Here is a 26,344-nt window from a genome sequence, read left to right as displayed (position 1 = left end):
TCTAAATCACCTAATTTTAACGTTTAATTTAATCGATTTTTTTTGATTTCATTTCACGTCGTGTAAAAGTACCTTTATCCATTCGACTATTATCTTAAAATCAATCCAATTAAATTCATAAACTATGCGTATACTTACTCCTGCTTTTCTGCTAGCAAACTATCAATGATTTCGTTTTGGAAGTCCATAAAGTCCACTACTTTTCACGTCACTCCAAAGCGTTGTCCGATTCACATCGAGTTCTTACGTTAATTCATCCTGTGGCCTATTGTTGTTTTTTTGTCTTAGCTCGTTTAACTTAGCCAATATTATGTTACGCTTCTCTTCTGAAATAAAAAAAGCAATCGATTTTATATCGATTGCTTTGAATTTCGTGTATCTTTTGTAGTTCTTATACATATTATAATGTCTTATTAAAAGTCTGTATTAAACAACTAGATTCACCACTACTCCAGCGTGATCAGATGGCTAAAGAGTCGTTATCGTTATATCAGCGTTTGAATTCAGATTTTCTAGCAGAATTAACGATAGGTATTTAGCCGGTCTCAACAGCAATTCGTTCCTTTATGTAACTTGAACAATCGGCGAATTTCGCATAATTTATTTCATTACCTCCGTGGCGTTAGTCCATACAATATAAATTGAATCGTATTTTCAATTTCCACTTCATCGTCCCATTTCTCTTCAGGCAATAATAAGAACCTCGTTAAGAGTAATCCTAATACAGCTGATAACGTCAGTCGTAATACAGAAGATGGTGGTATTTCAATAATTGTCCCTTCTTCTTGAAACTTTGCAATCAACTTTTTAAAATGTACAAGCAGTTCTGTTTCTATTAATTGTTGTATTTCACTTTTTAGTTCAGGCTGAAATGGTACTTCTTGAATTAATATTTTTATCATTGGAAAGTGCTTTTTAGCAAATTCAAATCTATTTTGAATTATTACTCTTAAAAGCACTTCATACGATTCATAATCTGTTTTAAATATTTCTTTTGCAAAGGCTTGTACGAAAAATGGTGCAGCAAACTTTGTTAAGGTCGGCATCACGACTGCAAACAATAAATCTTTTTTCGTTTTATAGTAGCGGAAGATTGTTCCTTCCGCTACACCAGCTCTTTTTGCAATCTCACTTGTTGAAGTTGAGGCGTACCCTTTTTCTCCAAACATATCAACAGCTGCCTCTAATATACGCATTTGACGTTCATTACGTTTATCAGTATTCGTTGCGGCAACTAATTCTTCCAGCCAATCCTTCTTCATTTATAAAGCTCCTTTTTATCGTCATTATATTTTGCGATGTTTCTTTAAAGCAAATACATTTCCTACTGCAAATAATAGTGAAAAAAGTAGTAATACAGTAAGATCTAATGCAATCTCTGTAAACCCTTGATTCCGAATCATTACTTGTCTCATAGCGTCAGCACCATATGTGAGTGGAAATAATTTACCTAACATTTGTAACCATGGATTCATGGATTCCATTGGAAACAACCCAGAAAAGAAGACTTGTGGCACGATAACAAGCGGTATAAATTGAATCATTTGAAATTCATTATTTGCGTATGTCGATAAAAATGTGCCTAATGTTAGTGCAGTTAAAGAAAGCATACATGTTATAAGTAACGTTAGCCATATTGAGCCAGCTACATATAAATCTAAAATATAAACTGAAAAACTTACAATTATAATAGATTGTATAAATGCAAAGATTCCAAAACCAATAATATATCCTACAACTATTTCCCATCTTCTCACTGGTGTGGACAATAATCTCTCTAATGTACCACTTAAACGTTCTCTTACGAAAGAAACTCCGGACAATATAAATACAAAGAAAAATGTAAAGAAACCAATTAATACGGGACCAAGTCCATCAAACATCGTAATGTCTTTAGAGCCATGTAAATAATCCACTTCAGGCTTCATCATTGATACATCACTCTTCTCTGTACTCTTTTGCAATACTTGAAGTACCGCACGATTTTTTGATGAATCACTGCCTTCTAATAGAAGATTCATTTTTCCATTCTCTAAATGAATTACTGCATCTACCTTTTGCTTTTCTAACTCCGAAACTGCTTTGTCTTTACTATATTCATAAATTGATGCTTCTTGATTTTTCATTGCTTTTACTATAGGAGCAGGCACATCGACTACAGCAATATGCGGTATATAGTCTTTTTGTGTAAATACTAGCGACAATAACCAAAGTAATAACATTGGTGCCCCAAACATCATTGCTAAAGAACGCTTATCTCGAAAAAATTGACGAATGATACGGATGACTACACCATTAACTCTCATGATTCAATCACTCCTTCTAACATAAAGACATCTTCAATTCGTCCGGATGACGTTTGTTTTTTCAATTCCTCCGGTGTGCCAATCGCAACTAAATTTCCTTCTCTAATTAGCCCTAGACGTTCGCAAAACTCTGCTTCATCCATAATGTGCGTTGTTACAATAATAGTAGTGCCTTTCTTTTTAAGATCATAAAACTTCTCCCAAATCGATTTTCGAAGAAGAGGATCTATCCCAACTGTTGGCTCATCTAAAATCAATATTTCAGGTTCATGAAGGAGTGCTATCGCCAATGATAAACGTTTTTTCATTCCACCTGAAAAATGCTGTACTTGCTTTTTCATATGCTCTGATAATTGTACAAGTTCAAAAACTTCTCCGATTCTCTCTTTCTTACGCTTACCGTTTAACCCATACATCGTTGCAATGAAATCTGCATTTTCATATGCCGATAGTTCTTCGTATAATGCATCAGCCTGAGCCATATAACCAATTCTTTTCATTTCATTTAGATTAGGCATGTTTGTATTAAAAACAATTACATCCCCTGTAGTTGACTCATTAATACCTGCAATCATTTTAATGAGTGTTGTTTTCCCTGACCCGGAAGGTCCAACCAATCCAAAAATTTCTGCTTTTTCTATTTGCAACGAAAGGTTATGCAAAACTTCTTTTTTTCCAAATTTTTTTGATACATCTCGTAAAATAATTGAAGGTTGTTGCACTAAAAATCCCCCTTTTCTTTAAAATGAGTGAGTACTCACTTTTATTTTACTCTCGAACTATTATATGTCAAACTTTACAAATAAATATTTTTTCTGTTATTTACTAAAACAATGAAACAGAGTCGACATTAGAATATCTTTTCTTAAAGTCGACTCTGTTTCATTATAAATTATTCGATTTTAGTTATGTTTTTAAATTTAAATACCTTCTAATTCTAGCAACATCTAAAGAATATTCGATAACTATTTGCTGTATTGGTAATATAACCGTTTCCGGATATAAATGTGCATATTGTAACGTTTCTGCATACTTTTCTAACCGTTTTTCTAAATACTTTACAATTTGCTCAGGATGACTTACTAATAAAGACGTACTATAATAATGAATTTGCTCCTCAATCGCCGTATATTCTTCAATTTCAAATTCTTTATGCATTTGTACACCCCTTTATATTTTTAATATCGTTTAATAATAACTATTTTAACTCGACTAATTTTTAAGTTTTTTGATTATTTACACTATAACAAACTCAATAGGTCAAATTTTGTTACTTTATGTAACGTTGAAAAATTTTAACAAAATTGTAATGGAAACTTGTACTGAAGAAAAACTACCTTTAAATTATTCCCATGAACAAAAAAGCCGTACAGATTAATTTAACTGCACGACTACAATCTCAGGTCTATTAAAAACTCTTTGCGGAATGATACTATTGCCTAATCCTCTACTAACTATCATAGACGTATTTTGTTTTTCATATAAACCCGCTGTATATTTAGGCAGTATTCCTTGATTAGGAGCAACTAATCCCCCGATAAAAGGTAACCGAACTTGTCCCCCATGTGCATGACCCGATAAAACTAAATCTACTTTCTCGTCAACATACTCTTCAAAAAATTCAGGCCTATGAGATAGCAATACCTTAAAACCGTCTGAATTTATTCCATCTTTAGCTTTCCTAATCTCACTTTTAACAATATGTTCTTCATCACGATTTCCACTAGTAAATTCTGGGTCATCAATACCTAGCAAGTTTATTTCTTGCCCATCTTTTTGAATGCTTACATGCTCATTTCTTAAAACAGTAACATTGTATTTCTTCAATTCTTTCTCTAAACTATTATATTTCCCTGACCACTGCTCATGATTCCCTGTCACAAAATATACTGGATACTCCGTCACAATTTCTCGTAGTACTTGCAAACTAATTTCTGCATCATATGATTTACTGTCAATTAAATCACCGGTAATAACAATGATATCAGGATTCAAGTTTTTTACTTTTTTAATTAAAACGTTTTGATTTTCACCAAATTTTTTATTATGTAAATCTGAAAGTTGGAGGATTTTAAACCCTTTAAAAGAGGACGGAATTTTACTAGATGTTATATTAATTTCACTTATACTTATTAAATTGTTTTGCAAATATGAAAATATACTAATACCAACTATTGTACTAATAATCAAAATGACTCTATTAATATTTTTTTTCATAGTTTCTCCTTTTTATTTTCATAAAACACTTATATATGTTAACTAAATTATATTATACTTTTTTGAAATTGTTTATCTTAATAAAATAATGCAGTACATGAAATTTTAATTCTGGATACGTAATATATGTTCGTTATATTTTTACTTTGATCCTTTTAATTATAAAAATACAAAAACTATTCTTTTCACACGAAAAAGAATCGTTTTTGTATTCTTATACTTTGGATAACCTCATGTAAAGAAATATGAAAGCTGAGAGATTATGACTTAAGAGCATTGATTACAACTTCAGCTGCCTCTGCAATTAGTTGATTATCATAGGTAGCCTCTTTCTCATCTTTACTAGATAAAATTGCGATGATAATTGGTGCTCTATTCGGCGGCCAAACGATAGCAATATCATTTCGTGTCCCATAACTTCCAGCTCCTGATTTATCTCCAACTACCCAGTCAGTTGGTACGCCTGCACGAATAAGTTTGTCTCCTGTAGCATTTCCTTTCATCCACTCTGTAAGAATTTTACGTTTATCAGCTGGAAGTGCATTTCCGACCGTAAAAGCCTTAAGATTGGTAGCAATTGCTTTTGCTGTACTAGTATCACGAATGTCTCCTGGAATAGCCTCGTTTAACTCTGTCTCAAAGCGATCAGCCATAGTAACCCGATCACCCATCTGTCTAAGCGCTTTTTCATATCCCTTAGGTCCGCCTATTTTATGAAATAAAATGTTCCCTGCAGTATTATCACTGGAACGAACAGCAGCCTCAGCAATTTCTCCTAGTGCCATTCCGGTATCTACATGTTTCTCAGTAACAGGTGAATATTCCACTAAGTCGTCTTTCGTATAAGTGATAACTTCATTTAATTTCTCAATTGAGTTTTGCTGTAGCAATACTCCTGCCGCTAATGCCTTGTAGGTTGATGCAAAGGCAAATCTTTCGTTAGGTCGATAAGCAATTGTTCGATTTGTACCAGTATCAATAGCATACACACCTAATCGAGCATCAAATTTTTTCTCAAGTTGAGAGAATTCTTTATACGTCGCATGATTTTTATGTTTAACTGGTTCGGTCTTTTCTTTCGCTTCAACTTGCAATGCCCCTCCTGTAAAAGCTTCTAGACTTGTAAGACTTAAACCTAATATACCAACGCATATACCTATTTTTAGCATCCTCTTGTTTTTCAAAATCATCATTCCTTTCAAATTTTCAATACTGAAAACAAGTAGTAAATTCAATACACTGTATCCTATTTGAACACCTGTTTTTATACGTACACATAATAGACTATCTAAGAAACAAGTTTGTTCCATAAATTTAAAACCTTTTTAACTAGTAGCAGAGGTATTAACAAAAGTAAGAGATAGCAACTATGATAGCTGCTATCTCTTATTTCAAATCTTCCTTTTTCTTTAACTTATAAAGGCTTTTATATAAACAGGGTCTCTTCCCCTGAGAAAAGTGCACAAATTTTACTAATTTTGATTCGAACTATCTGTACTAGCAGCTTCACCATGTATACGTTGCTTTTTTAAATCAAAGTATACATCTAAAATTTCCTTTCCAATTATAGAATTAATTCCATTTTTATCATCATGAAGCCATGGGACTACTACAGAAAATGCTACTTCTGGATTATCATATGGAGCATATCCAACTAGTGTTAAGTTGTAACATTCCATACGTTCTCCTTTTGCATTTCTACCAATTGGATCATCTCCACCATATACAGTTTGAGCTGTCCCTGTCTTTCCTGCTGGTTTATATGGCGCATTTTTGAAATACTTCACGCCAGTTCCATCACCTTCTTGGAATACCCATCTAAATCCTTCTTTTATCCGATCAATATGTTCTTTCTTCATATCAACTCGATTTAATACGACAGGCTCTATAGAGCGTATAACTTTGCCAACTTCCTCTTCTTTTATTGATTGTTCTCTTATTTCTTGTACAATTTGGGGTTGCATTCTATATCCACCGTTAGCAATAGTTGAAATATATTGTGCCAATTGCAATGGCGTATAAGTATCATACTGACCGATAGAAAAATCTAGTAAAAACCCAGGTTGACTATCTACTTTTCTAGTTTGCCCAATTATTTCATTCGGTAAATCAATACCTGTTGGTACCCCTAAACCAAATTGTTTAAAATAATAACGCATCTTATCAAATGCTTCTTGTTTAATATCCAATGAACCATTCGGTACGTAATTAACTCCCGCAATTTTTAAAGCTGTCTGGAACATGTATACATTCGAAGATACTTGTAAAGCTCGTAAATCATTAATATTACCAAATCCGGATACATTCCATGATTTCTTGGCTTGTGTACCTTTAAATTTCATCGGTGCATCATAAAATTGATCTCCTGGCTGTATTGCCCCTGTCTCATATCCAGTTAATAACGTTGCGCCTTTTACAGCTGACCCTAGCTCATACGAAGTTGTCATGTTACCTAATGCCAAATCCTCAATCTCTATTTTCCCTTCTTTTTCTACAATCTTTTTGCCTGCCATAGATAAAATCTGTCCGTTATTTGGATTTGTCATGACGACAAACGCTCGGTCCAACAGTGGCTCTGAACTCTTAAAAGCTCTCAAATTTTTCTCTATACTTTCTTCCACTTTCTTTTGTAATTCCATATCAATCGTTAATGTTAAACTACTACCACTTTTTCCTTTAGAGATTATTTCTGTGTTTATAATGTTTCCTGATTTATCAGTAATGTTTTTCACTTCTTCTTTTGTGCCGTGTAATACATCTTCATATCGTTGTTCAATATAACTTTTTCCTACACGATCATTACGGTTATATCCACGTACCAAATAAGAATCTAAGTTTTCTTTCGGTAGTCCTTCTTCACTACTTGTAATATTACCTAACACGGAACGAAATAAATTACCATTTACATAATTACGTTCCCAATCAACTGTTGTATCTACTCCTGGAAACTCCGCAAGGTTTTCACTTATCCGCGCATATTCTTGATCTGTCACATCTTTTTTAATAATTTGTGGTGTCAGTTGATAACCTGAACTCATTTTACTTTTAATAGCTAACACCTTTAAATCTTGTGCTGATAATTCTGCCAATTCTACTTCTATAACGCGACTTCGTCTTAAGTCTTGAATTTTTTTGTCTAGTTCTTTTCCCTCTATTCCCTTTTCTTTAAACTTTCCTATGTCTTTTTTAGTAATCTTTGATTCCGCACGTTTCGTATTCAATTGCATCCAGAAATCTTTTTTATCGATATCGGTTAACTTATTTATATCTTGTTCAGGCATTTCAAGTACTTTCGCCAATTCTTTTGCTGTTTTTAAAATATCTTCACTCGTAATCCCCTTCACCCTTGTATACGTAATTGCGCGAAGAGATTTATTATTAACGACCGTTTTCCCTTCTCGATCTAGAATTTGTCCACGTGGAACTGGTATACTAGTTGTTGCATTTTGACCACTTTCCACTTGGTTTTTATAAGCCTCTCCCTCAACGATTTGTACTTTTCCTAGTTGAATAATAATTGCTGAAAATAGTAAAAATATGCAAAGGAACATTATATTTAATCGAATAGATATATATGTCTTCTGCTTCTTTCCTTTTTGTTTTTTCATAAATCCTCCATATAATTCTTCCGGAACTCCTCACTAATACTTAGTAAAGAAATATACTAAATACGTTTCCTATATATTAGAAACCACCATTCAGTTATAAATAGTGTCTTATCTTTTTTTCTAAATCCTTGTAAGCACCAATTCCTTTTGGTTTAGCCGCGTAATTGATAAATCTCCCTTCCTGTTTTTCTCTCTATTTTTTTGTCGCTTGCATTAAAAATGCTGAACTGTATAATGATTCATATTAAACTTACACATAGACTTGCTAGTAACTTTTCATACTAATTATTCCTTTCTTCATGCTGTAATACTTAATAGACAACCTAAGTAATAAAGTTGTTCCACATTTACAAAAAAAATAATTAACTATAAGATGAAATAGGCTACATAAGGGAGGGTTATATGTTACATACGAAAAGATGGAGATTTTTTGCGGTTCTTTCTATTGTAGGTTTGATTTTACTAATTTTATTAAAAATCAACTTCATTTCAATTACTATCGCAACTTCTTCAGCTGAAAGAGGAAAAATTTTTGATCAAAATGGTGTAATACTAGCTACAAATAAGAAAGTTAAATCTCTATATTGCACTTCTAATGATGAAAAGCTATCGAATCAAGATACATCAAACACATTAGCTTTTTTCAATCAATTTTCAAGCGAGTTTCAACATGACATTTCTGCGGAGGACATAAAATCGCAATTACAACAATCTTGTAAAAAGCAGACTATGAATGATATACCGTTATACTCTGACATAAATGAGAATGAACTTACATTCATAAACAAGAACAGACCCAATAATGTAATAATCAAAGATGAATTGATTCGATATTATCCTAAACACGAAATTGGTTCCCAGGTAATTGGGTATGTAGAAAATGACCTTAATTCTAAGTATGGACCTGTTGGAAAAAGTGGGATTGAGCTTCAATATGAAAACGATTTAAAAGGAAAACCAGGAAAAACTCTTATTTTTAAAATGAATAATAAAAAGTTCTTATGGAACATTCAAAAAGTACAAAAAGGAAAAGATGTCAGGCTAGCTTTAGACTCTAAGTTGCAGCAAAAAACAGAGGAAGCATTAAGATCTCAAATTAAGAAAATACGTGATGCTAATGCTGGTTATGTTGTAGTAACCGATGTAAAAACTGGTGCAATTTTAACTATGGCCAATTCGGCAGTTTTTGATCCAAATATATTACATACACATGTATCATCTAAAAAAGAAAACATTAAATCACTTTCGCAAAATAAAGCAATTCAAAAATTAAAGTATGGTGAGTCTTATGTAAATATGGCCTCTACTATAAAGCCACTTACTATTTTAATTGGATTAAACGAAAAGCTTTTTCAACCCGAAGATACTTATTTAGATAAAGGTACTTTTCAGTATGATAATCAAAATAACATTACTAATGCACCTGGAACGCCAACAGGTGAAATTACGCCGAGTCAGGCTATCATTAATTCATCTAATACATTTATGACAGCAAAAGTAGCTCTTCCCTTATTCAACCAAAATAATGGGAATATAGAAAAGGTGGCAAATATATGGACAGATTATTTAATGCAATTCGGCCTTCGTTCTAAAACTGGGATTGATTTACCCTTTGAAGAAGACGGACAATATGAATTTCATCCATCTAATAAGTTTGAAAATGGTATCTCCGCTTTATTAAATGCCTCTTGGGGAGGAAATGAAGTGCATACTCCTCTTCAACTCGCTCAATATACAGCAATTTTGGCAAGTAAAGGTGATAAATATAAACCTCAAATCGTAAGTACTATTATTGGTCAGGACGGTAAGGAAACAAAAAAGTTTAAACCAATCTTAGAAAGTTCAAATCGTTATCCTATGAAATTCTGGAGTGTCGTGCAAGGTGGGATGAGTCAAAATATACAAGAAATTAAAAACTTGCCCTTTCATGTCGCAGGTAAAACAGGTATAACAGGCTCTCCAAACGAGCAAGAAAGAATGATAAATCATTCTCTTTTCATTGCATATGCTCCTACCGAAGATCCACAAATTGCTATTTCTGTCGTTATTCCTGGTAGTAATTCAGAAAAAAATATTGCAGCTCTCGTTACATCAGAAATTTTAGATTCCTGGAATACTCTTCAAAAAGAAAATAAAAACAAAGAGGAAGGTTCATTAAAGTGAACCTTCCTCTTTTACCATATAGAATCTATATTTATTATTTCCCATATACCTTCATCATTCTTTTCAAATATGAAAGAATATTTAATATCAGTTAAAACATACTCTTTTTGTACATATCCAGTATAACCGTTAATTGTCGATATTTTTATATATCCATCATTCTGCGCTTTTTCTGGAATCAAAGCTTTTACCATTTCATTAGATACTTCATATAAAACTTGTGATTCTCGTTTTGGTTCAGCTAAAATTTTCGTTTTATTTCCAGTAACAGTTGCATATATAAAATGCGATTGCTTTGGTTGGTTACTTTCTGTCAATCCACTTGGTACTTTGTATACTTTCTTTGTATCATTTGCAAATTCTCCCCCCATTGTAAGAGCGACTTGCAACTCATGAAAAATATCCTCATCAAACTTCAATTCATCCTTCTTATAAATTTCCCCTTTAAATAGAACTTCATCATTTAACGCTCTATACAGGTCATTTTCATTTTTTGAATTTGTACTTCGATATAACTCATTCATAAATTGTTTTAATGATGGATCTTGAGCAGACTCATCTTTTGTTTTAGGCTTAATTTGAGTACTACTTTGTACCGGTGATTTATTATCATCAAGCCAAGGTTGTTGAACAATAAAAAATAACATTGTACAAACCAAAACAACTACAATAGGCAATGCTTTTTTACGAAATGGTCTTTTGTATGGTACAGAGTCTACTTCACTATTTTGGTATATCGATTGCTTTATTTTATAAATAAATGCTTCTTCATCTTTACGACGCTCCATTGGTCCATTTTTTAATTTGCTATACCAGTCAGGATTTTTTTTACTGTTCATCACTTCTACCCTCCCCTATTAGTTTTGAAACCTTACTTCTCGCTCGGCTTAATCTAGATTTGACTGTTCCAATTGATACACCTAATGTTTCAGCCATTTCTTCATAAGACAATTCATATTTCGCGTCCAATATTAGTATTTCGCGGTGTTTTTTAGGTAGTTTTAATACAACATCCCACACATCATTCATTTCCTCTTGATTAAAAAATTCTTGTTCTGCCGATGGAGATTGCTTATCGTCACTAAAAAATCCCACTAAAGATATCCTTTTAAAATAAGAGGATTTCAAATAGTTTATTGCCGTATTTCTTGTAATTTTTAATATCCACGTTTTAATAGATGACTCCTTTCGAAACGAATTCCAATGTTTAAAAACCTTAATAAATACATCTTGTGTGATGTCATCTGATAAGTGTGGATTTTTCGTAATAATAAATGAATAATTCCATACATCTTGCCAATAGTCTTTTATAACATAGTCAAGCTCATCATGATTACATTTTTCAATAAACTTCTGTTCCATTTCCACACCTCAAACTTATTTGAATAAACATAAAGCTGCCCTCACTTTTAATATGGTTTCAATATATAGACATGATACAAGTTTCATTTGTTCCATTGTTTATCTTTTTTTCGATAGAAGAATCCTCCTTAAAAATGTAAAGGTGAGCAATATATTTCATTAGATATGTACTTATACATTCTCTTCAATGACAGGCTCCCAAAAACAAGTAATGCATACAATGTTAAAAATTTACTCGTAAAAATCTGATTATGATTTTTAAAATTTCACGCAACACTCCATTTGTATCACCTATTTTTTCTAAGAGCATACTTATTTGTGTGCTCTATTTATTTTTTACTAAATAACTGTTTTGTTAAATTTTAAAATTACCCTCACTTATCCATTTCAATTTGTTCTACTCTTATATTTACTATTAGCAATGCCAACCTTTCAGAAATGAAAATAAAGATGAGGTATCAACTTTCTAGAGCCACAACAAAAAAGCATTCTCGATTAGGAAGAATGCTTTTTTTGAAACTTAATTGTTCTTTGTTTTGTCCAATTTATACCTTTGAGCTAAGCAAACATATAATGAATTTAGTAGCAGATTTCACCTTATAATTAAGTATTATTTCTGAAAAACATGTTTTACTTTTTCGCTCGGAACATTACTCCCCCCTCTTCCTTTTACATCTTCGATCATCATGGTAACAATCATGTCTGGCGCATTTGCATCAAAAGCTGCAAACCATCCAAGTTCTTTTCCGTCTGCTTCCTTCGACTCTTTCAGTTCTGCTGTACCCGTTTTACCAGCAAGAGTTACACCATCAACCTTAGCAATTCTCCCCGCACCATCAGGGTCATTAATGACTTTTATTAATGCACTCTTTAATATTTCTTGATTCTTTTTAGAAACCACGTTTTCTTTCCAATTTCCCGCTACTTTTGCTTCTTTTAACAGATGAGGCGACGGAATATTCCCTTCATTGACAATCGGTGCATATGTTAATGCTAAATGAAGTGGTGTCATTAATACTTGTCCTTGTCCATATCCCGTATCTGCTAGTTGAATATCGTTTTTTATCCCCTCTTTTGCAATTATTGAAATAGGAAATTCGTATTCGATTGGTAATTTTTCATGAAATCCGTATTTCTTAAATTCATTTACATACTGATCTTTTCCCATTTTCAAAGCTTGTTGAGCAAAATAAATATTATCAGAGTACTTCATTGCCTTATCAAAATCAATTGGACTCGCATCCTTCACACGTGTTACATAATAATTTCCCCAAGATGAATCTTTTGTCCACTTTAATCCTTGAATTTTAAATTCTTCCTTAGGATTTATTGTGTTTGTTTCCAAACCAATTGCACCTGTAATCGTTTTAAATACGGAACCTGGTACAAACGCTTGTGTGAAGCGATTCATCATTGGTAGTTTCGCGTCGTTATTCCATGCTTCTCGTTGGGCTTTTGATGCTCCTCTAACTATTGTATTTGGATTATAAGCAGGGCTACTTACAAGTGCGATTGTTTCACCCGTTTTAGGATTGACCGCTGCACTAGATCCTGCTTCATTTTTCATCTCATTAAAGATTTTTTCTTGAATTGCAGCATCAATTGTTAACGTAACATTTTCCCCTTCTTTTGCTTCTTTTTTTGCTACGTTTTTAATCTCTTTCCCGTTCTCATCTTCTATAAATACGCGTCCACCCTTTTCACCACGCAATTTATTCTCTAGTACTTTCTCTAAACCTGTCTTACCTACTAAATCATCTGCTTGATAACCTTTTCTTTGAAGCGATTTTAACTCCTCTGCATTCACTTTTCCTATATATCCCGTTAAGTGTGCCGCTGCTTCTCCTAATGGATACGTACGAATATTTACTGGGCGAGATGAAACTCCTTCTAATTCAATATAATCATTCTGTCTGGTTCCCTCTTTTAAAATACCAATTGGTACAAGGGAATCTGGTTTTATCCATTTCGCTGCGAGCTTCTGATCGACCTCTTCTGTAGACATATCAAGTAATTGTGCTACTATTTCTTTTGTTTGCGCTGCCGTTTCGCCTAGTTTCTCTGGAATAATTCCAACCTCAGTCGCTTTACCATTCGTTGCAAGCCCTTTTCCATTTCGATCATATATTTCTCCACGTTTTCCTTGCTCAATTTGCATACGTACTTTGTAATCTTTTTTCATACCTGGGAAAATGAAGTCTGGTGTCCAATCTATTTTCCAAGATTCCTTATCTTTCACGAGTTTTGCTTCATGGATGAATGAAACTGTTCCTCCATCCGTATCCATATTAACTTCAAAAAGAAAAAGTTCTTTATCTTTAGTATTCTCTCCTTTCGTTTTAACTTTTAAATTCTTAACTCCAATACCCTCATAAATTTTTTGATATTTCTCTGTGAACTCCTTTTTAGAAATCGTTTTTTTTGCATGTTCTGATAAATGATCATACATATTTGTAAATTTTTTATCATTCCATAAATTGATATATTCTTCAAATGCTTGTTTTGGCGGCTCATCTTTATTGCATCCTACCAACATAACTCCAAAACAAAAGAAAAGCAGCATCCATATTTTTTTCAATTCAATCTTCTCCCTTAGTTAAAAATGATTATTCCTTTCTAAATATATTAAATAAAAAATGTTTTAACGCTTAATAGACAGTGTAAGTAATGAAATAGTTCCACATTTACAAAAAAAATTAAATTTATGGTTAAGCTGCATTCAAAAAGGGAAGATTTTAAGATTCTTACAAACGAAAGAAGCGAATATATTTAGCGAACGTTATCATTATTAGTGTTGTTTTGACAATTTCATTTCAGTTACTAATACTACTTCTTTAGTTGAAAGAGGTAGTATTTTTGATCATAATGGTTCGATCTCATCCAAAGTATTTTCACAAAAAAAAGGGTTCTGGTGCAAACACTCCACAACGTTTGTAAGTAACCTTCTAAACTTGGACATACTGATACTAGTACTCTAAAAAAGGACGTAATCAAGTACATTATCAGCCTGGACTAATCTTATTAACAGTAAGATAGTACCTGCGGTACAATTTAAGCTTTCGAAGAAAATGGGTAAATTGCGATAAATTCAATAATATAAAGGTTTCAAATGTGAACTGATATTTAATAGTTTACATCGAGATTTATTTCATTCATCAAGGTTTACTTTAGTAAATGAAAAGGATAGTTAGCCCTCATAATGGACTAACTATCCTTTTATTATTTTTTTCTTGACTTAGAGTTCACTCTAACCATTATAATCGACTCATAGTTCATTCACGATAAAATCAATTGGATAAAATTCAGGAGGGACCGGAAAAGCTAAAATCAAAAGTGGCTGACATTAACGCAGACCTGGATGTTGTTATTCGAACTTTCGATTTATCTGTTACTACAATTGTACGTTAAGAAGTCAGTAATTCTTGTTATTTTTGCCTTATTTTGTTTTCTCTTAATAGTCGTAAATCTTCTATAATATATTTAGTGCATATAAAAGAGACGGAACCATAAAATCAGCAAATTAGAAAATAAAACAGGATGGGAGTCAGTTATTATGGAACAATCAAATAAAGCGTTTAGCGAGGCATTAGTAAAATCGTTAAGAGGAGAACGAGGACATCTTCCCATCAAGAATGCTTTGTCGGATATAGACGTGGCGCTTGCGGGAAAACGCAGAGAGGAACTGCCTTATTCTATTTATCAATTAGTGAAACACATGACCTACTGGCAAGATTTTCTCTTATTATCCGCTCAGGGGAAGAAGCCTGCATTGCCTGCCCATGTAAAAGAGAGCTGGCCTGAAGAAAAATGTCCTGGCAGTGAGGAAGAGTGGCAACAGATTATTCAGTATTTTCTTCAGGGGATTGAACAGGCATGCGCGATTGCCCAAACCGTTCAATTGGACAAAACATTGGAGGAATGGCCTGGTGAAACCCCGGGCGGTGTTCTACGCAATATTGCATCTCACAACTCCTACCATTTAGGAGAAATTGTGCTGATTCACAGATTATTTAGTGCTTGGCCACCGCCAACAGGCGGATATCCGGTCTAAACAAAGAAAGGGTTCCAACCCATGCCCATTAACTTAAGATTTTGAATTACCCCCAAAACGAAATTTTTACCACTTTACAGTTATTTATGAGAATTAAATTCATTTTTTTCATTACTGGGGAACAAACATTTTTTTAACTTGATGGAGAGAGAGTACAAAAACACAAATTTCATCTCCGAAAAAAATAAAAAAACGATTGCTTGGATCCTAAGAGGCAATCGTTTTTTCTTTTTAAGCTGTTTGTAATGAACAATTACAATGAAATCGTGACATTCTGTTGAATACTTTTTCGTTTTCAAATAAAATAAACTAATAAAAATTTTTAATTTTCAATTTGTAATTCGATAAATTTCATGTTAATATAGCGAAGGCTATGAAATATCTGTCGCCATCCATACTTATTTTTCGGAATATTCACTCCTCAAAAAGCGTAATTATTCTAAAATTTGCATCATCTGTTACCTATACAAGGGCTACTTTCAATTTGTAATGCACATAACTAAAAATAGCTTTTTTAATAGATAATTTTTCTATCTTCCTCATCGGTTCTAATATATATATAGTAAAAGATCACTTTTCAAATACCCTTCCCTTTCTTTTTAAAGATAGAAAATCTAATAAAACCAAAATCTAAATTAAATTCATTCATAATACTACATACAAACTAACAGAGAGGCATAAACTATGGGAATTTCTACACTATTATTAAATACCTTTATTATTATTATTTGTATCCTTAGCTATCAAGTATTTTGGCTAGAACATAAAGAAAAAATAGCATGTAATAATATATTAATTTCTGTTCTTTCCTCCATTGCAATTATTTTTTGTATGACTTTTCCTTTTCATTTACATGCTGGGTTTATTTATGATTTACGTTTTATTCCAATAATATTAGTTTTTCTATATGGAAATACAAAGAGCATTATTTCTATAGGAATTTTATATCTTTCTTATAGATTTTACTTAGGCGGAAGCGGAGTTTTCCCATCATTTATTATCTTTACTATTATTACTGGTATTACAATAATGTTTCGTTACTTGTTACCCATTTATTTCAAGGAAAAAAAGATATTATTAAGCATACTACTTGTTTTGATATGTACAACTTCACTTTCTATCTTCGGTATTATAACTCAAATAAACACAGGTGGTAAAATTGGCTCTACTCTCATTGAATTTTTATTAAATTATATAGTCATTAATATTTTTACAGTATTATTATCCGTTTATTTAATAGAGGGAATGATTGAGAAATTTAAAATGAAAGAAAGAATGCAAAGAGCAGAAAAATTTTATATAGCTAGTGAACTAGCTGCATCTATTGCGCATGAAATTCATAATCCACTGACCACGGTACATGGATTCACTCAATTATTAAATGAAAATGAGAACACTAAGATGTCTCAAGATAAGTACTTAGAAATTATGTTACTTGAAATGCAGCAAATACAATCTACTATAAATAACTATTTATCTTTAACCAAACCACAAAACATTATAAAAGAGAAACTAGATATTAATCACATTTTAAATCAGGTGAAAGATGCTATTTCACCAATCGCTCTATCGTACAATGTTAAATTAAAACTGAATATTACAGACTCCCTTTTTATAAATGCTGATCCTGAAAAATTAAAACTGTGTTTAACTAACATCATACAAAACGGTATCGAGGCTATGATAGATGGTGGAGTATTGCAAATTAATATACAAAAAATTAAAGGGAATGTTGTTATTGATATTATTGATTCAGGAATTGGAATGTCCTCCGAACAACTAAAACGAATTGCCTTACCATTTTATTCAACAACTGAAAAAGGCACTGGACTTGGTACCATGATTGCCTACAGTACTATTAAAGAATTAAACGGAGATATAGACATAGAGAGTAAAGAAGGAAAAGGAACACGCTTTTCTATTAGTATTCCTTGTTAACATAACAAAAGTATATTTCTTTCTCATGTAATTATATCAAGATACGGTGAAAATATATGATGTTACAAGAGGTAGTAAATTTATAATAAATTCACTACCTCTTGTCTCCCTATCCACTTATCAAGTTTAATCTTAGTATCATCATTTAATCGTTTTCTTATATTTCAGCTTTTAGAATTCTTCTATTTCAACTGTAAAATGTGGCTTGAATTTCACTTCGATTCTTTTCTTTGCTTCTGCCCCTTGAATGTATAGCGAGTCATTACGCGTATAAATTTGTTTCACCGACTCCATCTTGGTTTCAATGATACGTTTGTCTTCATAAAGCATTTTTAATTCAACAGTTGCATCATAATAGAACATAATCATTACCAATTCAAATCCAAGTTTATCGATTTTGCTATATCTATACGCACTCGCACCTGGAATATAATAATCTTCTGGTCCATCCTCGAATATTTCTAATAACTCGTATTTATCATATTTTATATCCAATATTCCTCAATCTTTTTTGTACTAGAATGTTTTATGCTATTCATTTGTAACTAATCTCTGAAACTTGGACATACTGATACTAGTACTCTAAAAAAGGACGTGATCAGTATGGAAAAGTAAAACCTATTCAAGTGTTTGGACTAACAGCATAAAATACAATTCCGCTCGAAATATATGCGCTATATTCTCTATTATTTTATCTTTGCACCAGAACCTTAATTCTTAACTAACTATTTGGACAAACAGTTAAACGGGACATTTTATGGATGATAAATCTAGGTTATGGCCCGTTTTTATATGCCATTTAGATCTTCTCTTTTAACATCAATTAGTGAGATTCTTCTTTCCCACCTTTGTACAAAGTTCAAATTTGCTCTAACTTCACTCCCGTGCTCCCAAAAATTTGGCGCCTTAATCATTTTTACACCTTCAGGGATTTCATGTTCTCTTCTAGAAATATGTTTCAAATCAGAAGGTACTAACCGCAATTTAGGCATAGGATGACCTCTTTTTTTACAATCCTTAATTAATGTGCTCAATTTTATAATATAGATTCTAGACAACTACCCAAAAAAGGTGGGAATACAAGAGTTCACTGAAATCAAAAAATCATGTTATGACATATAAAACCGACAGCTCTCAATCCGTATAAATTGGCAAAGACGTAGCAATGATGCTTAAGATTCAGAAGTCTACTTTGGATTACAACAAAATATAGATTTGAATCCTATTTCTCAATGAACAATATTATTAAAATTAAGATGGTTCAAGTCAGAGGAAGGCACCCTAGGGTGTCTTTTCTTGTTTATTATAAAAAACCTCAAGCATGAATTATATACTTGAGGGTTTTTTCGATTTCTTGTCTAAAAGATACCAATATAGAACTTGATGGAATTCCTTAAAAACATCTCTTAATACAAATCATATCATATTTGTTAAATCGTGAACTATTATTCTAACTTCTGTACAGACAAACTACTAAAAATCAATTCAGCAACTTTTACATATCCTTTTGAGTTTGGATGAATTAAATCCGTAGACCAAAGCGTATTGTCATTAACTAAATGATGATTCCAAAAGTCAACATGATGAAACTTATACTCTCTACTCAGTGAAAGTATAACTTCATTTGCCTCTAATAGTTGTTCTTTTAATACTTGTTTTTTTTCAGAAGAAAAAGGAAGCCTAACTGTAAAATCTGGAAGGTTTGCTATAATAATATCAGCACCTGTTTTACTTAATGTATCGATCATAAATTCCATATCGTTCTTATATGCATGATGATTCCAACGTCCTTTTAAAACATCGTTTGCACCTGCAATTAGACTAACCAAATCTGGATTAAAAGTTAATGCTTTTCCCAATTGCTGCGAGCGAATTTCTTTAGTTACTAACCCACGCTTTGCAAAATTAGCATATTCTATATCGTTTACACACAGTTGAACAAAATGATCTACCCAGCTTTTTAATGCTATTCCCTCAACTTCATCCCCTATCCCCTCTGTAAAACTATCACCAATCGCTACAAATCGCTTCCACATATCTAGTCCCCCTTTTTTGTTATTTATATCTACACTATACAATAGTCCACAACGTAATTGTTCTTTCTAAATGTTTTTCGATTTCAATTAAATTCCATAGGAGATTTTTAAAATGAACAAGTACAAATAGATTAAACTATTTCACATGAACAAAATAAGAAAATCCACGTTATTTTCTCGCGGAAATAGGTTGAGACCAACTATTTTTGTCATTATCATTTATTCGTACTTGAAAAACATAAATAGGTTGAGAAAAGCCTTTTGTATCAGCGTAGTAATCTATATTATAATCTGTAATGACTAATGTATCACCTGCTTTGAAAGATATTATAGGATCAAAGGATCCTTGTTTTAGTTTTTGAAATGCTTCTTTAGGAGACAGAATTTCAACATCTCGAATATGTGATTTTTTTGTAACTGGCTCATTGTCATCAGGCATGTTTGGAATTTCCTCTTTGTAAACAGGCATTTTTTTACCTTCGTCTTTTAACTCTATTGATGTTTTTATAGTGACATCAGTCATGTCTATTTTTGTAATGGGATCTAAAGGCGTATTCCCAAATTCCTTCATTTGATACGAAATCATTATTCCAAGTGCAACAAAACTTACTGTAATCGGAAGAAATAAATATTTGATCATTTGTGTATCCGTTTCTTTTTTCTTCAACAATATAAGAACTATATTTAACATAGAATATCCTAGCATCATTCCTAAAGTATTATGAAGTAAATCGGCTAGTTCCATACTTCCACGTTGCATTATAAATTCAAGGATTTCAATCCATAAACTTGCTATAATTGAGCTGATTAACATCCATTTTATTTTTTGAAAAACATTACTAAATAAAGGGAATAAAATTCCTAACGGAAAAAGCATACCTATATTCACAATGATATGGAAAAAAGAAGAAAATGAAAAGGTATTCCATGCTTTTTTATAAACACTAAGTACATCAAAGTCAATTGTTCTTGCAAAGGTTATATCATCTGAACGACCAAATGAAGTAGCTGATAATGCGAGGGAATAATATCCTATTATTAATATAAACAATATAATTTGTTGTACCGTAAATTTTTTTCCTCCTTTACATACCTTTTTGTATACTACAAAGTAGCTAAAAACAAAAATGAGTAGTAACAAGAATGTGAGTTGTATTGTAGGAATTACAACGGTAACAAGTAGTTCGGAAATAAAATTCATTTTACACCTCTGTTTTTACGAATAAAATATTCAATAGTTTTATATAACATTCTAGATATAGATAGCGATGTGTTGTTACCCCTAATAATTATTAATACAGAATTAAACCTGTATCCATTGAGCATTTCTTCCTCTTGAAACTAACTTTATATGACCAAGCGGCTACAAGGAAACTAGCGTTTTACTAATTGTACTTTCGGCTATGTTTGGATAAAACGTTACGAAGATTCTCTTTAGTAAGAGGATTTTGGGAGTTAAGTATAAAATTAAAAATTTGTTCAATTTTAGTATGTTTATATTTAGAATCCAAAATTGACCGATTCCTAATATACTTAGGAACCGGTAATATTCGTATATTTACTAAAGAAATAAGATTCCTTCATGTATTACGCTTTTTTTGGGAATTTTGTTGTTCTTTGTTTTGCCCAGTTGATACATTTCTTTTCAATTAAATGGTACGAAACTATCGAAAAAAGTATTGTCATTGTCATACATAAAGTAAGAAGGAAGAAGATAGGTATCTTTGTATATAAAAGTTTAAATAGTACCATCATGATTGGAAAATGACACAAATAGATACTGTATGAAATTTCTCCTAAGTATACAAATACACTCTTATTTAAAAATGCTTTTACTTTTAGGTTACTCATGGCCATTATAATAAATATACTAACACCGATTACGACACCCCAATCTTTTAATAAGAAAGTAGTATCATTACGGGACAAACCATAAATTAAAATGGAATATAAATATAGAATAATCCCTAATGCAATAAGAAATCCTTTATTAATTTTTTTCATATTCCTATATAAGTAGATAAGCTTTTCCTGATGCTTAAAAAGTAACATTCCAACCATAAACATCGATGTGAAATGCAGTGTATCGGCATAACCATTATAAAATCCCTCAGCTTTCCCAATATGCAACATATTAAGGAAAACACTAATTAAAGAAAGGCTCAAAGCAAATAGTATCGTTTTCTTCCAACTCAGTTTATAAAAAAGAAGGAATAACAAAGGAAACACAATAGATATACGCATTTCTTGAGCCAATGACCAGATAACTGGATTATAATTTTCCGTAAAAAAGTTATTAAGAAGCACAAAGTGGTTTATAATATCTAATGTTGTTATCGACCCTTGCCATCTATCATAGAACCAATCCCGTAGTCCTGCCACTTCATATGGCGAAAACAAAATAAATAAAGCAAAGGTAATGATTATCCAAAAATAATAAGGGATATAGATTCGTACAAATCGCTTAATTAAATATCCCCAATAATTTGTTTTTGAATGATAAAGTGCCATAGATAACACAAAACCACTTAGTACATAAAAAACGATTACAGCTTCTCCACCCGCCCATAAAAACCTAAGCGGGGAAAATTTAATAGAATTAGGCAACGATGGTAGCATTAAACAAAAATGTCCAAATACCACTGTAAGTGCCGCTAACCCTCGTATGGAATCTAATTCTTTTATTCTCTTACTCATAAAATGTTCTCCTTGTAAATTGTAGATTTTGCTGTTAATAAAGGCCACTATACTAGTGTAGTGGGAGAATTGTACATATTGTTTCTTTAAATTCCTAATATAAGCAGTACAAAGTCAATCTATGTATCTGTTTTAGGGAACTTTCATATTTAGGCATAAGTTATATAATAATAGAAAGAAAAAAGAAATCTCATTCTATAAAATCGTATTGTCGTTTAGAAAACATTTTAAAACTATTTTCTAAACCCTTGTTATAGTCTGTCTGTTTATCCGTCCATTGAACGCCCTTATTTCCAGGCCACCCTGAGGTATTTGCAACATGTTTTAATAGCTCTGCTCCTTTTAAATTCTGCTGTAAACCACGGTTATATGCATTTGTCATATTAGATATTGCAATTCGGGTATTCGTTTCTACATTTTTCAAATCTTCGTTTGTTAAATCTTTAGGTGCTAGTCCACCTCGATGGAGCTGAAACAGTCCAAATGATGTGCCCTGATCTCCGACTGCATTTTGATCAAACTTACTTTCATGGAATGCAATAGATAAAGGAATCCATGGTGGCATACCGTGCTCTATTGATATTTGTTGAATTGTGTCCCTTACTTTAGCTCGGTTAATATGATGGTCATATGCGTATTTTGTAAGATATAGCCCTACTGTAAAAACCAAAATAAATACTCCGATTTTTATTAATATCCCTCTCACCAACGTCACCTCACTTGTCAGTATTAAAGATTTTCACTAGTAATCATATGTTTTTGGGAGATCAACTCGTAATCGTGTATCATTTTATTATTCTTTGTTTCATTAATTACCGATTTTTAGGTGAAATTATTAGGGGTTCTCTCCATGTAACATTCACTTTTATCAATTTCAGTACATTTTTTGTAAGAGAGAAAGTTTGTACCATCCATAAAAATCGTACTTTTTTCTCGAATATTTTGTTTGTTATTCGATTGAAATTAAAGAATAACTATATACATACGGATAAACACTATAAAAAGATACTTAAATTTATTTAAAAATTCATTTTCTGGCCTCCATTTCTTTATATAATTAATTTAAAATAAAATATTTAATAGAAAGAAAAGATTTTATTAAATTTTTATAAAATTTAATAACAGAAATAAGTACCAGATATCAATTTTTATTGTCACTTGATGGAATAATATATGTTTTTTCATCATGTAACTTTATTAAACTAACCTTGCACCAGAACCCTTTGAATCGAAATATTCATAATAAACGCCATCCTTTCTTTATATTTCTACAAAAAGAATAGCGTTTTTTGATCATATAGGTACAAATTTAGTTTAGCTTGATAGCAATACGAAAAGTTCCGAAGAACCAAATTTGAGAATTAATGCAATCTTCCATTCCAAGCTATCCACATAAGAATCTATAATACTTTGAAATCTTTTATTTCAGATTAATATTTAGTTTTATCCTATAAAGTTAGCTTTTTACTATATCAACCGCACTATCCCACATACAGCTAAAGAATGATCCGATTTCGCGCATAAAACGTGTAAACCAATTTGCTTGTTCTACATCAGATTTTGTTACAAGGTCTACTTGTAATGATTTATCTGATAAAAATCCAGGATCTGTAATATCTTTAGGCGATATAATCATTTGACTAATTGTTACACCTTTTTTAATAGGCGCTTCTTGTTCTTTATTCGATACTTTAAATTCTTTTTTATATACGTCTTTGTTGCCCTTCGGCATTGGAAGTAAAACAGCTTGCTTCGTTTGAACAACTACATCTTTGTCTTTTGCATTTGCTACTTGCACTGTTTCATGCCCTTTTACTACTGAATCTTTTCCATAGACCTTCTTCACTTCAAAATTCGCAAATCCATAATCATACAATTTCTTTGTTTCATCAAAACGTGCTGTATGAGAGTTTGCTTTTATCACTACAGAGATTAGACGCATACCGTTTCTTTCTACTGTACCAGTAAAACAATCTCCGGCTTCTGGAGTAGTTCCTGTTTTTAACCCATCTACACCTTCGTATTGCTTAATTAAACCTTTTAACATCCAGTTAAAGTTCGTCATATCAATCGGATACTTGCCACCCTTTTGGAATGTTTTTTTAGGGATTTTTGCTGTATCTAATATTTTCGGGAAATCTTGAATAAGACGTTGTGCTAAAATTGCGCAATCTCTTGCAGACATTTTATTTTTCTCGTCTAGAGTTGTCCCTTCTGGGTGATGTCCTTTTAAATCTTGGTTTGTTAAACCTGTAGAGTTTACAAATTTATAATTTTTCATTCCAAACTCTTTTGACTTATCGTTCATCATTTTTACGAAATTGACTTCTTTTCCAGCAATCTCTTCAGCTAAAGCAATTGTTGCACCGTTTGCAGAATAAATTACCATTGCCTCATATAACTCTTTGACCGTATAAGAGCCACCATTTTCTAATGGAACGTTTGATAATGAGCGATCTTGCGAAATCTTATATGCATATTCAGAAATTTTAACTTTTTGATCCCATTTAAGTTTTCCTTTATCCACCGCTTCATGGACTAAGTATTCACTCATCATTTTTGTCATACTAGCAATTGCTAATAATTCATCTGCATTTTTTTGATATAAAATTTTTCCGGAATTTGCTTCTACTAAAATTGCTGATCCTGCTTCTACGTCTAAAGCAGGGACTGTTTCCGCTGATGCACTCCCAGATGTAACAACTATGCTACAAAATAGTGTAAGCACTGTTACTATTGCAATGAATCTCTTGCAAAACATACCTTTCACTTCTGTTACCTCCAATAACTTTGTACTCAAAAAAACGTTTTTCTAACATAATCCCCCAAAAATAGACAGTGTTATCAAATTTTGTATACACATAAGACATTAGGATCGCTTTCATATAGACCATCTCATCCCACCCTTTTAGGCGCACTGACACTTAGTATTCCCACACACATCCCTATTTTTAATACCCTTGTATTTTTCAAAATGATCCGTACTTTCATATTTTCTAGGATTACACTTAATAGACAATCTAAGTAATACATTTGTTCCACATTTATAAAAAATAAAACCAGTGTGCCCCGATTGAATATCGAAACACACTGGTAACAGTTTTTTGTAATAAAAAAACTACATCCTATATTGAATGTAGTTTTTCTAGCTGATTTATTTATTTTTCACTTCATTTTTATAAAAAGCAAATAATGGTTCAATGGCTGGACTAGATAAAAGAGGAATTGCCTTCTTAATCAATTCTCTATCCCAATCAAACCAACGCATTTCCATTAGCATATTAATTTCTATATTAGTGAACCGTTTCTTTATTTCTTTAGCAGGATTACCACCTACTATTGTATACGGCGGAACATCTTTACATACGACAGATCCAGCTGCAATAATTGCACCTTCACCAATAGTAACGCCAGGCATTATAATAGCATTCATACCAATCCAGGCATCGCTTTTAATGACTGTATCACCCTTCGGTTCATATGATTGCTCTATTTGCTCAACGAATGGATACACTGTAATCCATTCAGGGTGATGGTTATGATTCCCACCCATTAAAATGACAACTCCACTTGCAATACAAACATAATTTCCAATAATGAGTTTATCAAGGTGCCAACCCATCTGTTCAATTGGATTGAAAAGTGCTTGGGACTTAGCATCGCCCCATAAATACCTTACACAACCATCTTCAAAATTTTGATTTCCATAATACCCTGAATAATAGGAGTACTCTCCTACTTCAATAAGTGGATTTGTTACTATATCTTTTAAATACTTTGTTTCAGACCAATGATTAAATAATGGATGCTTCATAACTATATTCCTCGCTTCTAAGTATTGTAGATTTTTGCAATTTACTTAGAAGCTTAATACGACAGCGACATTTTTAAACTTTTTCAAACGACGAATCATTATCTTCAAGCCTTTCAGTTATAATGAAAAATCATAACGTAATAAATTATACA

21 protein-coding genes and 1 pseudogene are annotated in these 26,344 nt (G+C 32.0%); 4 read left to right on the top strand and 18 right to left on the bottom strand.

All coding sequences use genetic code 11. The features are described from left to right. Positions 1 to 608: 608 nt before the first annotated feature. The 7 genes from MHB76_RS12135 to MHB76_RS12105 all read right to left on the bottom strand — a co-directional run bounded on the left by MHB76_RS12135 (position 609) and on the right by MHB76_RS12105 (position 8,131). Positions 609 to 1,262, bottom strand: a complete 654-nt coding sequence (locus MHB76_RS12135) for a TetR/AcrR family transcriptional regulator (protein WP_002109999.1) — start codon at positions 1,260 to 1,262, stop codon at positions 609 to 611. A 24-nt stretch (positions 1,263 to 1,286) separates the two neighbouring features. Continuing rightward, positions 1,287 to 2,306, bottom strand: coding sequence for an ABC transporter permease (locus tag MHB76_RS12130; RefSeq protein WP_340986627.1), 1,020 nt, complete (start codon positions 2,304 to 2,306; stop codon positions 1,287 to 1,289). Continuing rightward, positions 2,303 to 3,028 carry an ABC transporter ATP-binding protein gene (locus MHB76_RS12125; protein ID WP_340986625.1) on the bottom strand — a complete coding sequence of 242 codons (726 nt, stop codon included), beginning with the start codon at positions 3,026 to 3,028 and terminating at the stop codon, positions 2,303 to 2,305. Before MHB76_RS12125 ends, MHB76_RS12130 begins: the two co-directional genes overlap by 4 nt. 184 nt (positions 3,029 to 3,212) lie before the next feature. Continuing rightward, positions 3,213 to 3,464, bottom strand: coding sequence for a hypothetical protein (locus MHB76_RS12120; RefSeq protein WP_002017002.1), 252 nt, complete (start codon positions 3,462 to 3,464; stop codon positions 3,213 to 3,215). Between the two features lie 216 nt (positions 3,465 to 3,680). Next, complete coding sequence (locus MHB76_RS12115) at positions 3,681 to 4,523, bottom strand: metallophosphoesterase (protein WP_340986623.1); 843 nt, start codon at positions 4,521 to 4,523, stop codon at positions 3,681 to 3,683. Positions 4,524 to 4,783: 260 nt separating this feature from the next. Further along, entirely contained in the window at positions 4,784 to 5,713 is a 930-nt protein-coding gene (gene bla, locus MHB76_RS12110; protein WP_445661358.1) for a class A beta-lactamase Bla1, read from the bottom strand. 282 nt (positions 5,714 to 5,995) lie between these two features. Further along, on the bottom strand, positions 5,996 to 8,131 hold the full coding sequence (locus tag MHB76_RS12105) for a peptidoglycan D,D-transpeptidase FtsI family protein (protein ID WP_340986621.1): 2,136 nt from the start codon (positions 8,129 to 8,131) through the stop codon (positions 5,996 to 5,998). Positions 8,132 to 8,533: 402 nt separating this feature from the next. On the opposite strand from MHB76_RS12105, the gene MHB76_RS12100 reads away from it, so the two are divergent. After that, positions 8,534 to 10,294, top strand: coding sequence for a peptidoglycan D,D-transpeptidase FtsI family protein (locus MHB76_RS12100; RefSeq protein ID WP_340986618.1), 1,761 nt, complete (start codon positions 8,534 to 8,536; stop codon positions 10,292 to 10,294). A gap of 11 nt (positions 10,295 to 10,305) precedes the next feature. On the opposite strand, the gene MHB76_RS12095 is transcribed toward MHB76_RS12100, so the two are convergent. The 3 genes from MHB76_RS12095 to MHB76_RS12085 form a co-directional block, all read right to left on the bottom strand. Beyond that, positions 10,306 to 11,133 carry an SH3 domain-containing protein gene (locus MHB76_RS12095; RefSeq protein WP_078174391.1) on the bottom strand — a complete coding sequence of 276 codons (828 nt, stop codon included), beginning with the start codon at positions 11,131 to 11,133 and terminating at the stop codon, positions 10,306 to 10,308. Next, positions 11,123 to 11,656, bottom strand: a complete 534-nt coding sequence (locus tag MHB76_RS12090; RefSeq protein ID WP_340986616.1) for an RNA polymerase sigma factor — start codon at positions 11,654 to 11,656, stop codon at positions 11,123 to 11,125. Before MHB76_RS12090 ends, MHB76_RS12095 begins: the two co-directional genes overlap by 11 nt. Before the next feature lie 610 nt (positions 11,657 to 12,266). Continuing rightward, positions 12,267 to 14,234, bottom strand: coding sequence for a penicillin-binding transpeptidase domain-containing protein (locus tag MHB76_RS12085; RefSeq protein WP_340986615.1), 1,968 nt, complete (start codon positions 14,232 to 14,234; stop codon positions 12,267 to 12,269). Between the two features lie 737 nt (positions 14,235 to 14,971). Between MHB76_RS12085 and MHB76_RS12080 the strand changes: the two are divergent. The 3 genes and pseudogenes from MHB76_RS12080 to MHB76_RS12070 all read left to right on the top strand — a co-directional run. Next, positions 14,972 to 15,058: pseudogene (locus MHB76_RS12080) on the top strand (SDR family NAD(P)-dependent oxidoreductase); the annotation flags it as partial. 151 nt (positions 15,059 to 15,209) lie between these two features. After that, positions 15,210 to 15,707, top strand: coding sequence for a DinB family protein (locus MHB76_RS12075; protein ID WP_340986614.1), 498 nt, complete (start codon positions 15,210 to 15,212; stop codon positions 15,705 to 15,707). Positions 15,708 to 16,391: 684 nt separating this feature from the next. Continuing rightward, positions 16,392 to 17,645, top strand: coding sequence for an ATP-binding protein (locus MHB76_RS12070; protein WP_002109975.1), 1,254 nt, complete (start codon positions 16,392 to 16,394; stop codon positions 17,643 to 17,645). 171 nt (positions 17,646 to 17,816) lie between these two features. Here MHB76_RS12070 and MHB76_RS12065 read toward each other — a convergent pair whose 3' ends face one another. From MHB76_RS12065 to MHB76_RS12030, 8 genes are all read right to left on the bottom strand, one after another. Continuing rightward, positions 17,817 to 18,140 carry a hypothetical protein gene (locus MHB76_RS12065; protein WP_088099095.1) on the bottom strand — a complete coding sequence of 108 codons (324 nt, stop codon included), beginning with the start codon at positions 18,138 to 18,140 and terminating at the stop codon, positions 17,817 to 17,819. Between the two features lie 293 nt (positions 18,141 to 18,433). After that, positions 18,434 to 18,637: a hypothetical protein gene (locus MHB76_RS12060; protein ID WP_088099094.1), complete on the bottom strand. Its 204-nt coding sequence runs from the start codon at positions 18,635 to 18,637 to the stop codon at positions 18,434 to 18,436. A gap of 453 nt (positions 18,638 to 19,090) precedes the next feature. After that, complete coding sequence (locus tag MHB76_RS12055; protein WP_199709951.1) at positions 19,091 to 19,708, bottom strand: SGNH/GDSL hydrolase family protein; 618 nt, start codon at positions 19,706 to 19,708, stop codon at positions 19,091 to 19,093. A gap of 142 nt (positions 19,709 to 19,850) precedes the next feature. Further along, positions 19,851 to 20,882 (bottom strand): VanZ family protein, encoded by a 1,032-nt coding sequence (locus tag MHB76_RS12050; protein WP_340986611.1) that lies wholly within the window; start codon positions 20,880 to 20,882, stop codon positions 19,851 to 19,853. 386 nt (positions 20,883 to 21,268) lie between these two features. Continuing rightward, on the bottom strand, positions 21,269 to 22,378 hold the full coding sequence (locus MHB76_RS12045; RefSeq protein ID WP_340986609.1) for an acyltransferase family protein: 1,110 nt from the start codon (positions 22,376 to 22,378) through the stop codon (positions 21,269 to 21,271). 190 nt (positions 22,379 to 22,568) lie between these two features. Continuing rightward, the gene (locus tag MHB76_RS12040) at positions 22,569 to 23,084 is read right to left on the bottom strand and encodes a transglycosylase SLT domain-containing protein (protein ID WP_088099090.1); all 516 of its coding nucleotides are present in this window, start codon (positions 23,082 to 23,084) and stop codon (positions 22,569 to 22,571) included. Between the two features lie 750 nt (positions 23,085 to 23,834). Beyond that, positions 23,835 to 25,148, bottom strand: a complete 1,314-nt coding sequence (locus tag MHB76_RS12035) for a D-alanyl-D-alanine carboxypeptidase family protein (protein ID WP_307831293.1) — start codon at positions 25,146 to 25,148, stop codon at positions 23,835 to 23,837. Between the two features lie 384 nt (positions 25,149 to 25,532). Then, positions 25,533 to 26,192, bottom strand: a complete 660-nt coding sequence (locus tag MHB76_RS12030) for a CatB-related O-acetyltransferase (protein WP_199709929.1) — start codon at positions 26,190 to 26,192, stop codon at positions 25,533 to 25,535. Positions 26,193 to 26,344: the final 152 nt, after the last annotated feature.

Origin of the sequence: Bacillus sp. FSL M7-1345, from assembly GCF_038006985.1 — a bacterium.
GTDB classification, from domain to species: Bacteria; Bacillota; Bacilli; order Bacillales; family Bacillaceae_G; genus Bacillus_A; species Bacillus_A cereus_U.
This window is presented reverse-complemented; position numbering and strand designations above follow the sequence as displayed.